The sequence below is a fragment of the Pseudophaeobacter sp. genome (assembly GCF_039971195.1).
Lineage (GTDB): Bacteria > Pseudomonadota > Alphaproteobacteria > Rhodobacterales > Rhodobacteraceae > Pseudophaeobacter.
On record NZ_JBDWPJ010000100.1, the window covers coordinates 1 to 12,699 of the forward strand.

Annotated in this window: 11 protein-coding genes and 1 pseudogene; 5 read left to right on the forward strand and 7 right to left on the reverse strand. The window is 58.3% G+C overall.

What is annotated here, in order from left to right; all coding sequences use genetic code 11:
- The coding region (locus ABJP42_RS08910) for a Crp/Fnr family transcriptional regulator (RefSeq protein ID WP_348339973.1) at positions 1-465 on the forward strand (465 nt) is incomplete at its 5' end.
- Between the two features lie 57 nt (positions 466-522).
- Here ABJP42_RS08910 and ABJP42_RS08915 read toward each other — a convergent pair.
- From ABJP42_RS08915 to rpiA, 6 genes are all read right to left on the reverse strand, one after another.
- Positions 523-1,092, reverse strand: coding sequence for a thermonuclease family protein (locus ABJP42_RS08915; protein WP_348339974.1), 570 nt, complete (start codon positions 1,090-1,092; stop codon positions 523-525).
- Between the two features lie 535 nt (positions 1,093-1,627).
- Positions 1,628-3,163: a Do family serine endopeptidase gene (locus ABJP42_RS08920; protein WP_490363204.1), complete on the reverse strand. Its 1,536-nt coding sequence runs from the start codon at positions 3,161-3,163 to the stop codon at positions 1,628-1,630.
- A 358-nt stretch (positions 3,164-3,521) separates the two neighbouring features.
- A complete protein-coding gene (gene hflC, locus ABJP42_RS08925) occupies positions 3,522-4,403 on the reverse strand; it encodes a protease modulator HflC (protein ID WP_348339976.1) in 882 nt (293 codons plus the stop codon).
- Entirely contained in the window at positions 4,403-5,563 is a 1,161-nt protein-coding gene (hflK, locus tag ABJP42_RS08930; RefSeq protein WP_348339977.1) for an FtsH protease activity modulator HflK, read from the reverse strand. Before hflK ends, hflC begins: the two co-directional genes overlap by 1 nt.
- 70 nt (positions 5,564-5,633) lie before the next feature.
- On the reverse strand, positions 5,634-6,989 hold the full coding sequence (gene gor, locus ABJP42_RS08935) for a glutathione-disulfide reductase (protein WP_348339978.1): 1,356 nt from the start codon (positions 6,987-6,989) through the stop codon (positions 5,634-5,636).
- 14 nt (positions 6,990-7,003) lie between these two features.
- Complete coding sequence (rpiA, locus tag ABJP42_RS08940; RefSeq protein ID WP_348339979.1) at positions 7,004-7,792, reverse strand: ribose-5-phosphate isomerase RpiA; 789 nt, start codon at positions 7,790-7,792, stop codon at positions 7,004-7,006.
- A 190-nt stretch (positions 7,793-7,982) separates the two neighbouring features.
- Between rpiA and ABJP42_RS08945 the strand changes: the two genes are divergently transcribed.
- The 3 genes from ABJP42_RS08945 to ABJP42_RS08955 all read left to right on the forward strand — a co-directional run bounded on the left by ABJP42_RS08945 (position 7,983) and on the right by ABJP42_RS08955 (position 11,085).
- Positions 7,983-8,690: a glutathione S-transferase family protein gene (locus ABJP42_RS08945; protein WP_348339980.1), complete on the forward strand. Its 708-nt coding sequence runs from the start codon at positions 7,983-7,985 to the stop codon at positions 8,688-8,690.
- Complete coding sequence (locus ABJP42_RS08950) at positions 8,690-10,063, forward strand: L-serine ammonia-lyase (protein WP_348339981.1); 1,374 nt, start codon at positions 8,690-8,692, stop codon at positions 10,061-10,063. Before ABJP42_RS08945 ends, ABJP42_RS08950 begins: the two co-directional genes overlap by 1 nt.
- Before the next feature lie 71 nt (positions 10,064-10,134).
- Complete coding sequence (locus ABJP42_RS08955) at positions 10,135-11,085, forward strand: DMT family transporter (RefSeq protein ID WP_348339982.1); 951 nt, start codon at positions 10,135-10,137, stop codon at positions 11,083-11,085.
- Here the strand turns inward: ABJP42_RS08955 and ABJP42_RS08960 are convergent.
- Positions 11,063-11,734 (reverse strand): thiamine diphosphokinase, encoded by a 672-nt coding sequence (locus tag ABJP42_RS08960; protein WP_348339983.1) that lies wholly within the window; start codon positions 11,732-11,734, stop codon positions 11,063-11,065. The two genes, ABJP42_RS08955 and ABJP42_RS08960, sit on opposite strands and share 23 nt — an antisense overlap.
- Before the next feature lie 139 nt (positions 11,735-11,873).
- Here ABJP42_RS08960 and ABJP42_RS08965 point away from each other — a divergent pair.
- Positions 11,874-12,699 (forward strand): annotated as a pseudogene (locus tag ABJP42_RS08965) (hypothetical protein); the annotation flags it as partial.

The following is a 12,699-nucleotide window of genomic DNA, read 5'->3' on the forward strand; positions in this document are numbered from 1 at the left end:
TCGCTGGACCTGATGCGTCCCGGCGCTGTCTTTGGTGAGATCGTGCTGTTTGACCCCGGCCCGCGCACCGCCACAGCCACAGCAACTGAGCCCAGCAGGCTCCTGCGCCTGCGCAATCGTGATATTCTCAATCAGATCCAACAACATCCGGAACTGGCGGGTGATCTTCTGCGTCTTGCCGGGCAGCGCATGCGCTGGATGAATATGCAGTTGAACGAGCAGGTATTTCTGCCAATGCCGGTACGTCTGGCCCGCAAGCTGCTGTATCTGGCACCAGAAGGCGGCAGTGGCAAACTTGGCCTGTCGCAGGCCGAACTGGCCGAATATGTCGGTGCCACCCGCGAAGCGGTGTCAAAAACCCTGTCAAACTGGAAGCGCAGCGGGCTTATCGAGATCAGTCGTGGTGGGCTACAAATTCTCGACCGCAGCGCCCTTGGGCTTTTGGCAGAGCCAGAATCAATTTAGCGGCGCAGGACCCATCTGCACCGCTTGAATGAAACCAGTTCTTGGCCAAGCCTAGAGTTACTTCTGCTGCATGCGCCATTCAAAAGGCGTTGGCGTCTCTGCCTGCCAGATCCCAAGCCCCTCAGCCTGCGCCGCAGCGAGCTCGGGCAGGTAATAGCCTCTCTCTTCATCGGGCCAGGCTAGGCCTTCGGCAACCAAACGTGCGGCAACATCTTCGCCATCCGCGGTGCAAGAGGCGACATAGTCGCCGTAGCTGTTGCGATCATTGCTAAAACATTCGACCTGTTCAGCCGAGCGCAGGATATCGCGCATTCGATCCTCGGACTCAGCTGCACATTCCCAAGGCACACCATTCAAAGCATTGCACCGCTGGGCCATCTCTGGTGCCTCGATCCCAACCAAGCGAATGCGCAGGTTCCCCAGGGCAAGAGAATCCCCTTCGACAATGCGGAAGGCCTCGCCAGGCACTGACAGAAACGGGTTCATCACCCCAGCAAGTTGCTGAATGCTGTGCAGCTCCAAAAAAATCCTCGCCGAGGTCGGATCCGCCTCCCCCAATGGCAAGTCGGTCGCAAAAGAAGAGCTGGCTGCAAAGGCAAGGGCAACACTGGCAAGGGTTTGTTTCATCATCATCCGTTGGCCATTCTGGTTGAGAGTTTCGGGTCGTCTTCGCGATACTCTGCACTCCAAGTGGCCAAAAAACTGTTAACTCCCTGCCGCCTTTTTGATCATAGCCCCGGCCTTAGCCCCTTCAGAACCCGCAGAACCATTGACGAGAGCTGACTGCCACTAAGAACTCCCCTGAGCTGCAACCAATATCACAACATGTGCCACAGCCAGCACTGGAGCCCCCTGTCACAGCCATGTGGCAGCTAGGGCATCCAAGAGTTTTTCAACTTTTTTGACCTGCTGTGAACCAGTTCACAGAACTATGGCGAGGAAGTCAGCATAGTCACCTCACGGCAGACATTATCATTCCATCCCGATGACTGCCTGTTCCCTAAAGAAGAGCCATATGCCCGCCAGCATATGGCTCTTTCCCGTTTGGATCACCATGTTTCCCTGCGAAATGACCCGGCCAAGAAATACGACACCTCGGCCACGCAAAAAGGTCGGGAAAACCCCGACCTTTTCCAATTTCACAAAGCTGTCTGGCTTCAGGCTATTTGAGCAGGTTCAGCGCAACAAACCTTGGCTCACCATTACGGCGCACCAAGAGCAAGAGTGACTTGCGGCCGGCCTCTTTGGCCTCGGTGATCCGGGTTTCCAGCTCATTGATCGTGGCCACTTTTTGCTGGCCCGCCTCGGTGATCACATCCCCGGCGCGGAGCCCCTTTTCCCAGGCCTCTGAAACTTCATCGACAGAGAGGATAACCAGCCCCTGTGTTCCCTCAGACAGGTTCAACTCGCCGCGCATCTTGTCGGTCAAAACGCCGATGGACAGACCAAGCAGCTCCTTCTCGGTCTCGGCAGGGCTGCCGTCATCGTCTTCAGCAGTAGCCGCAGACTGACGTTCCGCATCCTCGCGACGGCCCAGCGTCACCTTCAGGGTTTCGGTCTTGCCCTCGCGGTGCACAACAACCCGAACGGTCTTGCCCACTTCGGTATTGCCCACGGTGCGCACCAGGCTGCGGGTGTCTTCCACCTCGGTGCCATCAAAGCTAAGGATCACATCCCCGGCCTGCAGGCCTGCGTCCTTGGAGGGGCCGTCGGGCACATCGGTGACCAGCGCGCCTTTGGAGTTTGCCAGCCCCATGGCCTCGGCCACATCCTCATCAACGTCTTGAATGCGCACGCCAAGCCAACCGCGACGGGTTTCGCCAAACTCTTTCAACTGGGCAACCACCTTGGTCACCACGTTGGAGGCCATGGAAAAGCCAATGCCGATCGAGCCACCGTTAGGTGACAAAATCGCCGTGTTCACGCCGACAACATCGCCGTCCATATTGAACAGCGGGCCGCCAGAGTTGCCCCGGTTGATCGCGGCATCAGTCTGGATGTAGTCGTCATATGAACCGGAAAGCTCCCGGTTGCGCGCCGAGACAATCCCAGCCGAAACAGAGAAGCCCTGGCCCAGCGGGTTGCCCATGGCAACCACCCAGTCACCGACACGGGCGGTATCACTGTCCCCAAAGTTGACAAATTTCAGCGCGCTAGGCGCTTCGACCTTGAGCAGGGCAATATCGGTATTGGGATCGGTGCCAACCACCTTGGCGGGCAGCAGCTCTTTGGGCTGGCCATCGCCGGGAAAGAACTCAATCTCGATTTCATCGGCATCGGCAATCACGTGATTGTTGGTAACGATATAGCCGTCTTCGGAGATCACAAAGCCCGAGCCCAGCGCCGAGGAGCGCTGCGGGCGGTCGCCATTGTTGCCGCCGTTGCGATCCTGGAATTCGCGGAAGAAATCCTCAAAAGGCGAGCCTTCGGGCACGATACCCTGTGGGCCGGTGCGCCCTTCGATCACTGTGGTCGTGGTGATATTCACCACCGCGGGGCTGACCTTATCGGCCAGTGGTGCAAGGCTTTCAGGCCGGGCCTGCACCGAAAGCGCCTGTACCGCCACCATCACCAGACTAACCACAGCCAGCCAAAGCATCCGCCACATGGTGGCCTGTCCGTTTTGTCGTCTTGAAACTGCAATCGCCTTTGGCTGCACGGAGCTACTCCTTGTCATCACCATTCCTGTTCTTGCCATCGTCTTTTTGTACCCTCTTCCCCAAAGCCATTTACCTGCGCCGGGCAGGTCTTTGGCTGAAACCTTCTCCATTCAATGTAGGGAGAGATTCCTCTATCGCAACATTTGTCAGCCCTGTTCACGCCGCCGTGAAAACATTTGCCTCCGCAGCCCTATTTGCTTTGGGCCTCATCCTTGGGCCAGAGTGTAGCATTCTTCGCATCAAAAACCTTTGGCAAAAATTCCGATGGCAAAGAACCGCTTAATAAGAACAGCTTAGACGGGAAATCAGACCTACGGCAGCGGCAGAAATGAAAAAGGGGCCAACCTTTCGGCCAGCCCCTAAAAATAAATGACAAAACCCGTTTGAGAGGGATGCCTATTCGGCAGCTGCGCCGCCCCTTGAGGACTTCAGATAGTTGAAGAACTCAGAGTCCGGCGACAGAACCAGCGAAGAGTTGCTGCCCTTCAGCGCGCCTTCATAGGCATTCAGGCTGCGATAGAATTCAAAGAATTCCGGATCACGACCATAGGCATCAGCAAAGATGGCGTTGCGTTCCGCATCGGCTTCACCACGGACCACTTCGGCTTCACGTTCCGCATCCGAGACCAGCTCGACCTCGGTCCGGTCCGCCTGGGCTCGAACCCGCTGCGCCGCCTCGTTACCACGGGCGATTTCATCCGCCGCTTCGCGTTCACGCTCGGCCCGCATCCGGGCAAAGGTGGCTTCCAGGTTGGCCTGCGGCAAGTCAGTCCGTTTGAGGCGCACGTCAACAACTTCCAGACCAAATCCTTCGGCCTGGCTGATCGCCCCGTTACGGATCCGCAGCATCAGGGCTGCACGATCCGATGACAGGATATCATTAGAGCTGACCGAACCCAGAACTTCACGGGTTGCGGCCCGCATAATCTTGTCCAGGCGCGTTTCACCACCGTTGATACCGCTGGCACCAACGGCTTGGCGAAACTGTTTGACGTCAACAATCCGATACCGTGCAAAGGCGTCTACAACCAGACGACGGTCATCCAACGGAGTGATTTCCAGCGGGCCGACCTCGAGGCTGAGGATACGGTCATCATAGGTGACCACTTCGTCGATCAGAGGCACCTTGAAGGCAAGACCAGGATCTTCCTTCACAGCAACCACACGACCAAAGCGCAGCACGAGCGCCTTTTCAGTTTCTGTCACGATAAAGAGTGAAGACAGGATGCCAACAAGGGCAAGGACTACGACGGGGAGAAGGAATGTTGTCTTATTCATCAGTTATCTCCCGTGCGGCGCAATTCATTGAGCGGCAGATAGGGAACGACGCCCTGGCCACCTTCGCCTGCGGATTGATCAAGAATGATCTTGTCCACATTGCCCAAAACCGTCTCCATGGTCTCCAGATAGAGACGCTTACGCGTGACCTCTGGCGCCTTTTCATATTCGGTCAGAACCGCCGTAAAGCGGCTGGCCTCACCCTGGGCTTCGTTCACAACACGGGCGCGATAGCCTTCGGCTTCTTCCAGTGTCTGCGCAGCCTGACCCCGTGCCGCCGCTTCCTTGCGGTTGGCATAGGCATCCGCCTGTTTTTCCAGACGGTCACGTTCCTGACCGGCGGACTGCACTTCGCGGAAGGCATCTTTGACCGGCTCTGGTGGATCAGCGCCATCAAAGTTGACCCGTACGACGTTTACGCCGCTGTCATAGCTGTCGAGCGTTGATTGGACCAGTTCTTCGAGACGCGCAGTAATCGCTCCACGGTCCCTATTCAGAATAGGGGCAAGTTCGGACTGGGCAATGATTTCACGCATCGCCGATTCAGACACCGCCTGGATCGTCGCCTGCGGATCCCGCAGGTTAAACAGGTACAGGGCTGGGTCATTGATGTTCCAGACCACTTGGAAATCAACATCAATGATGTTCTCATCCCCTGTCAGCATCAGGCCTGCATCGCTTCCGCGAGAGCCCGCACCGATGTTTTCTGTTTGCTCAACTCGCACCGGAATCACCTCGTAGGTGACCAACGGCCAAGGGGCAAAGTTCAAACCTGGCAATCCGGTATCATAGTATTTCCCCAAGAACAGTTCGACAGACTGTTCTTCGGTTTTGACCGAGTAAAAGCTGTTCATGCCCCAGAGCACAGCGCCAACAACCGCTGCAATCGCCACGGTGCCCTTGGTGAACAGAGGCGAGCCGCCGCCGCCCTGACCGCCGCCAGTGCCGCCGCCTTGACCATTGCCGCCACGACCGCCCATCAGAACACGCAGTTGCTCCTGGCCTTTTTTGACCAGCTCATCAATTTCAGGGATCTGGGGGTCTTCGGGACGACGGCCACCACCGCCTCCGCCATTGTTACCACCACCGTTGTTTCCCCGGTTGCCTCCGCCGCCAGAAGAGCCTCCGCCCCCCCAGGGGCCACCGCTATTGCCCGCCATATGTTTCCTATCCCTTTGCTGCCGCATCATGCGGCATGTGAACCACATTTGTGGTCTAAATCTTGTGAATTCAAGTCGTTCGACTTGCCTGCTTCATTGTGACCAATTCTTCCGACATGGTGGGGTGAACCGCAACCGTCCGATCGAAATCTTCCTTGGTTGCCCCCATTTTTATCGCAATACCGGCCAATTGGATCATCTCACCCGCGCCAGGAGCCACGATGTGGCAGCCCAGAACCTTTCGGTTTGCCTTGCTGATGATCAGTTTCATCAGCACTTTCTGAGCCCGCCCCGCAAAGCTTTGCTGCATAGGTTTAAAGCTGGCGGAATAGACCTCGATCGCTTCCTGCGCGGCCGCCTCTTCCTCGGACAAGCCCACAGTGCCCATTTCCGGCTGGGTAAAGATCGCCGTGGGGATCAGCTCGTGATCCGGGCTGGTGGGATTGCCTTTGAACACGGTCTCGACAAAGGCCATGCCTTCGCGAATGGCAACCGGTGTCAGATTGGCGCGATCCGTCACATCGCCAATGGCATAGACCGAGGGCACGCCTGTCTGGCTATAGTCATCAACCAGGATCTCGCCCTTCTTGCCGCGCTCAACGCCCAGCGCTTCCAAGCCTAGGTTATCTGCATTGGGGTGACGACCCGTGGCATACATCACCTGATCAAACAGGGTCTCATTGCCCTTGGTGTCGGTGACGCGGATCTTGTCGCCCTCTTTCACCATGGAGACCACATTGGTTTCCAGCTGCAGATCAACTCCGTTGTCGACCATGCCTTCGGCCACCACGTTGCGGGCCTCTTCGTCAAAGCCGCGCAGGATCTGGGTGCCGCGATAGAACTGGGTGGTTTTGACGCCCAACCCATTCATGATGCCGGCAAATTCCGAGGCGATATAGCCGCCGCCGACGATCAGGATACTCTCTGGCAGCTTGTCCAGGTGGAACATCTCGTTCGAGGTGATCGCCAGCTCCGAGCCAGGGAACTCCGGCACGGTAGGCCAGCCACCGGTGGCAATCAGAATATGCTTGGCCGTCCTTTGCGTGCCATCCGCCAGCGCCACTGTATGGGCATCGACCAGCGTCGCGCGGCTGCCGTAATTGCTGACCGAGTTATTTTTCAGGATACCGCGATAGATACCTTCCAGGCGATCCAACTCGGCATGCAGTTTGGCCTTAAAACTGTCCCAGTCAAAGGCACCGCCCTTGATATCCCAGCCATAAGCCTGGGCATCGCCCACCATGGCAGAATATTCAGATGCAAAAACCATCAACTTTTTAGGCACACAGCCGCGAATGACGCAGGTGCCGCCATAGCGATCCTCTTCGGCCAGAGCCACCTTGGCGCCCTCTTGCGCCGCCACACGCGCCGCACGCACGCCGCCGGAACCGCCGCCAATAACAAAAAGATCGTAGTCAAAGCTCATTTTCGTCCTGCCTTTTAGTCAGAGAGATCGGAAAACAGATTGTCGCTTTCGACAAAATCCAGCTTTTCCCGCTCTACTGTGCCTTCGTTGATATCCCGCACTTCTGCAGTGCCATCGCCGTAGCCGATGATGACGGTGTCACAGATATCAATGAACAAGCCGTTTTCAACCACACCGGGGATCTGGTTGATCACCAGCGCCAGTTGCCGTGCATTGCCAATCCGGTTCAGATGCAGGTCGAGAATATGGTTCCCCTCATCGGTCACAAAGGCCCGGTCCCCATTCATCCGCAGGGTCGCGGAACGCCCCAGAACATCCATGGAAACAAGGGTTTCCTCGAGCAGAGCTTGGCTGGTCTGCCAGCCAAAAGGAATGACCTCCACCGGCAGGGGGAAGGCCCCGAGATTTTCGACCTCTTTGCCGGCATCAGCGATCACCACCATTTGATCAGAGGCGGTCGCCACCACCTTTTCCTGTAACAAAGCACCGCCACCGCCTTTGATCAGATTGAGGTCGCGGTCAAATTCATCCGCCCCGTCAATGGTGAGGTCCAGCCATTTGGCATCATCCAGAGAGGTAACAGAAATGCCAACCTCGCGGGCCAGTTCTGCGGTGCGGGTGGAGGTCGGAACTGCCGTGAACCGCAACCCTTCTTCGCGCACCATTTCGCCAAGGCAGCGCACCAACCAGGCCGCCGTCGACCCGGTGCCAAGACCAACCCGCATGCCATCTTCAACCAATCCCGCCGCCTGTTTGGCCGCGACAAATTTGGCCTTATCGATGGGGGACAATTCTCCGGTCATAGGTCAGGCTCCGTGCAGGCTGTTTGAATGCCTTATAAGCAAAGCTCTGCCCAAGCGCGAGAAGCAATTGCCACGCCAAAGCGCAGCAGCCTCTGGATCTTTGCAAAACATGTCGTAGAAAGGCGTGTTTCCTATTGGAAACGCCGGAATCGAACACTACTTGGCGTCAGACGACATCTAGAAGGGCCTGATGATGCAGCGCTACCGCCTCCACTACGCCCCCGATAACGCCTCGCTGGTGATCCGCCTGGCGCTGGAGGAGCTTGGCCTGCCCTATGAGACCTGTTTGGTGGACCGCCGCAACGGCGCACAGAACAGTGCCGCCTACCGCGCCATCAACCCAAACGGGTTGATCCCTGTCTTGGAAACCCCGGATGGACCCATTTTTGAAACCGCTGCAATCCTGCTCTGGCTGACTGACCGCCATGGTGGGATGGCTCCCACTCCTGACAGTGCCGAGCGTGCCAGCTTCCTCAAATGGCTGTTCTTTGCATCCAACACCCTACATGCGGATTTGCGAGTCTCTTTTTACCCGGGAAAGTACATCGGAGCTGACGCCAAAAACCAGCTGGCCCTGACCTATGGCATACAACAGCGCCTCACCATGCACCTGCGCCATCTGGATGATCTGGCTGCGAGACGTCCTGCCTGGTTTGGCGCCGCGCGGCCTTCCGTGCTCGACTACTATCTGGGCTGCATGATGCGCTGGATGGCGCTCTACCCTGCCAAAAGCGACCGCAGTTGGTTTCAGCTGGCAGACTACCCGCATCTGCAGGCCCTGCTCATGCGCCTTGAAGCCCGCGCCGCCGTACGCACAGCCCAGACAGCCGAGGGCCTGGGCGACACCCCCTTCACCCAGCCACAGCTTGCACATCCGCCAGAAGGATCCGCCACCTGATGTTCCTCTCCGTTTTTGACATGTTCAAAGTGGGCATTGGCCCCTCTTCCTCCCATACCATGGGCCCGATGGTGGCGGCGGCGCGCTTCCTCGATATGATGCGCGCCTCGCCTTTTGAGTTCCACGGGCTGCGCGCCTCGCTGCATGGCTCGCTAGCCTTTACCGGCGTCGGCCATGCCACCGACCGTGCCACCATTCTGGGGCTCGGGGGCTTTTTGCCCGACAGCTATGATGATGAAAAAGCCGAAGCCTTTTTGGCCGAGCTGACAAAGACTCATGTCATGCAACCCGAAGGTCTGCCGCCACTGCAATTCAATCCGAAATCAGACATGATCTTTGACTATGATCACGCGCTGACTGGCCATGCTAATGGCATGATCCTGATGGCGACAGACGCCCAAGGCGACATCATCCTGCAACAGGTGTTCTATTCCATCGGCGGCGGCTTTGTTCTCACCGAAGAAGAACTCGCCGAGGGCAAGGACGTCGATGAGGGCGATCCCGTGCCCTATCCCTTCACCTCTGCGGCGATGATGCTGGAGATGGCACAGAAAAGCGGCAAGAGCATCGCCCAGATGAAACGGGCCAACGAGGTGTCGCGCGGCTGCGAGCAGAGCTTTGCCAAGGGAACTGCGCGCCTGTGGCAGGTGATGAACGATTGCATCAACCGCGGGCTGATGCGCGAAGGCATCCTGCCGGGGGGGCTGTTTGTCCGCCGCCGCGCCAAAGGGATCTATGACAGTCTGATGGCAGAGCGTGGCATGAATCTCGCCGCGCCTCATACTATCAACGACTGGATGAGCGTCTACGCCATGGCGGTGAACGAAGAAAACGCTGCCGGTGGTCAGGTTGTCACTGCGCCAACCAATGGCGCGGCCGGCACCCTGCCTGCGGTGATCCGCTATTATCTGGACCATGTGCCCGGTGCCGCGCCCAGCCATGTCGAGGATTTCCTGCTGACCGCTGCCGCCATTGGCGGTCTGGTCAAATACAACGCCTCCATTTCCGGCGCCGAGGCAGGTTGCCAGGCCGAGGTCGGATCAGCGGCGGCGATGGCAGCGGCGGGGCTTTGTGCGGTCATGGGTGGCACACCGGAACAGGTTGAAAACGCCGCCGAAATTGCGCTGGAGCATCACCTCGGCATGACCTGTGACCCGGTCAAAGGTCTGGTGCAGGTGCCCTGCATCGAGCGCAACGGCCTGGCCGCGATCAAAGCGGTTTCGGCAGCCTCCCTGGCGCTGCGCGGCGATGGGCAGCATTTTGTGCCGCTGGATGCGGTGATCGAAACCATGCGCCAGACCGGGGCCGATATGCATGAGAAATACAAAGAGACCTCACTCGGGGGGTTGGCCGTCAATGTGCCCAATTGCTAAGACTGGGTAGTTCAACGACAAAAAGGCAACCTCTGCTTGCACCTTTTGGGCGCCGCCCCTAGCGTGGCGCCATGAAACAGACCAGCACCCTTGATCGCCCCCTGCTCGGCATTGCATTGATGCTTGGCTTTTGCATTCTGATCCCGTTGGGAGATGCCATCGCCAAGCTTTTGGCCGATAGGGTACCTGTTGGGCAAATCGTCTTTGTGCGCTTTGCCGCCCAGGCGCTGATTCTGGTGCCCGTTTCATTGGCTCTGGGGCAAACCCTGGCAATCCCGCGCCGGTTTTGGGGGCCGGTTCTGTTGCGCACCCTGCTGCAGATGGGCGGCATCACTGCCATGTTCAACGCCCTGCGCTACCTGCCGCTGGCGGATGCGGTGGCAATTGCCTTTGTCATGCCCTTCATCATGTTGCTGCTCGGCAAATATGTCTTGGGAGAGGACGTGGGACTTCGTCGCCTCGCCGCCTGCGTGGTTGGCTTTATCGGCACGCTTCTGGTGATCCAGCCCAGTTTTGCCGTAGTGGGCCTCAACGCGCTTTGGCCCCTGGCGGTGGCGGTGATCTTTGCAGTCTTTATGTTGGTCACCCGCAAAATCGCCAAGGATACCTCCCCCATTCCGCTCCAGGCTGTCTCTGGCCTGATTGCATCGGTTCTGATGTTGCCGCTGTTCTGGATCGGGCAAAGCTGGGACATCGCCACCTTGAGCCCAGCTCTGCCCGCGCAGGACAGCTGGACCCTACTGGCGCTGGCGGGCGGTTTGGGAACCCTGGCGCATCTGTTGATGACCTGGAGCCTTCGCTATGCCCCGGCCTCAACCCTGGCCTCGATGCAATATCTGGAAATTCCCATAGCCACCCTCGTGGGCTGGTGGATCTTCAATGAGTTGCCCAATACCCTGGCCAGCCTCGGCATCGGCCTCACTGTGGCAGCGGGTCTCTATGCCATTCTGCGAGAGCACCGCGCCGCAAAGCAGGCAAGCCTGACTGCGGCCACATCACCTAGTCCTGAGGCCCCGGCCTAAGGGCCTGCATCAATGCTGGCAAATGGTGGCGCGGCAGTAACCCCAGAAGTCCCGGGCCATCCACCGAGATCGCCACTGGTCCCAGCGCCCGATTTGAGGTGCCGATTTGTCCTCCCGGCTGCATCACCAGCCCCTCCAACGGCCATTCCAGCCCGGTTGAACAGGCGCTCACCCGGCGCAGCGGAAACAGGGACACAGTCTCCCCCGCCGTCAGCGGCAAAGTGATCTGAGCCGGAAGATGGAAAATCACTTCCCGCTCTCCCAGGACAATGCAGGGCGGCCCGATGTCCTGCACCAGCGTGTTCAGCACCGCCAATTGATGATCCACCCGCCCGCCAAGAAAGCCAACCGCCACCACCAGCGGCGCCCTGATCGCCTGCAGAGCCTTTTCAAAATCCGTCGTATCCTGCTCTGCCACATGGACCTGCTGCGCCGCGGGCATCTGCGCTAGGATTTGCGGAGAAATCGAATCAAAATCTCCAATTACAGCCCTTGGCAGCCGGTTTTGAGCCAGCGCATGTGCCGCCCCCCCATCAGCTGCAACTAAACAGGAGGTTAAGGAAAGCGCCCAATTCAGGTCGCCTTCCCCAAGGTCACCGCCGCCAACCAGCGTAACTGGCTCATTTTCATCTACAATCAGCTTGTTCATGCCGAGATTATTCGCAGATCTGGAAACCAGCCACAATCTAAACACAAAATGATACGATCAATTGCACGGATTCGAGCAGAATTTGACGAGCTAGCCCATATTGTAAATTGCAATTACTTTGGCGAGGACGAGCGAACCGATGGTACATAACAACAAAGTTCTGACGGTTTCCTACGGAACCTTCTCCTGCACATTGGAGGGTTTTGAGGACTCCTTTGGCACCATGAAAGCCATCGCAGAATACTTCCGCGACCTGGCCTCGGATGATCGCTATTTTGGCGCTGAACCGCCGCAACCCGATGCCGAAATGCTGGCCCGCATTGCCCAGCGCGAAGTCGCGCGTCAGGTCGAAGCCCGCACCAGCAGCGACGGCATCCACCTGCGCACCGCCGCTCCCAAAGAAGAGGTGGCCCCCGCCGCCACGGCTACTGCCCTGGAGGTCCCGGTTGCCGAACCTGCACCTGTGCCAACCCCTGCCCCTGTTGAACCTGCCCCAGCTGACGTCGTCGCCCTCCAAGAGGTCGAGACCGCAGAGACCGCAGAGGAAACCACCGAGGACGAAGGTTTCACCGATTTCAGCAGCATTGATCTGTTTGAAGAAGCCTCCGAAGAGGCACCTGCTGAAGACGCGCCCATCAAAGCCCTGCCCGTAGCAGAGGCTGAAGCTGAGACCAAAAGCGAAGCCGAGCCTTCGGTCGATATGGCCACCATTGCCGCCATTTCAGCGGCCGTTTCTGGCGCCCCGGCCGAAGCGACGCCTCTGGCTGACGACACGGCCGAAGGCGAGGTAGAACTATTTGCCGAGGCTGAACCCGTTCCCGAGGCGCCACGCGGCAATGACACTGTGCCTGCGGTTGATAGTATTGCTGCAAAACTGCAGCGTATCCGGGCCGTTGTCGCCCAAACCCCGGAAGAGGAATTCTCTGAGGACGAACACGCCGAATCTTTTGTGGAAGCCGCCCGTT

Bases quoted from the DNA above. Each gene is read 5' to 3' on its own strand.
- ABJP42_RS08915 (WP_348339974.1), bottom strand. From the start codon at position 1,092: ATGAAACAAACCCTTGCCAGTGTTGCCCTTGCCTTTGCAGCCAGCTCT.
- ABJP42_RS08920 (WP_490363204.1), bottom strand. From the start codon at position 3,163: ATGGCAAGAACAGGAATGGTGATGACAAGGAGTAGCTCCGTGCAGCCA.
- hflC (WP_348339976.1), bottom strand. From the start codon at position 4,403: ATGAATAAGACAACATTCCTTCTCCCCGTCGTAGTCCTTGCCCTTGTT.
- hflK (WP_348339977.1), bottom strand. From the start codon at position 5,563: ATGGCGGGCAATAGCGGTGGCCCCTGGGGGGGCGGAGGCTCTTCTGGC.
- gor (WP_348339978.1), bottom strand. From the start codon at position 6,989: ATGAGCTTTGACTACGATCTTTTTGTTATTGGCGGCGGTTCCGGCGGC.
- rpiA (WP_348339979.1), bottom strand. From the start codon at position 7,792: ATGACCGGAGAATTGTCCCCCATCGATAAGGCCAAATTTGTCGCGGCC.
- ABJP42_RS08945 (WP_348339980.1), top strand. From the start codon at position 7,983: ATGATGCAGCGCTACCGCCTCCACTACGCCCCCGATAACGCCTCGCTG.
- ABJP42_RS08950 (WP_348339981.1), top strand. From the start codon at position 8,690: ATGTTCCTCTCCGTTTTTGACATGTTCAAAGTGGGCATTGGCCCCTCT.
- ABJP42_RS08955 (WP_348339982.1), top strand. From the start codon at position 10,135: ATGAAACAGACCAGCACCCTTGATCGCCCCCTGCTCGGCATTGCATTG.
- ABJP42_RS08960 (WP_348339983.1), bottom strand. From the start codon at position 11,734: ATGAACAAGCTGATTGTAGATGAAAATGAGCCAGTTACGCTGGTTGGC.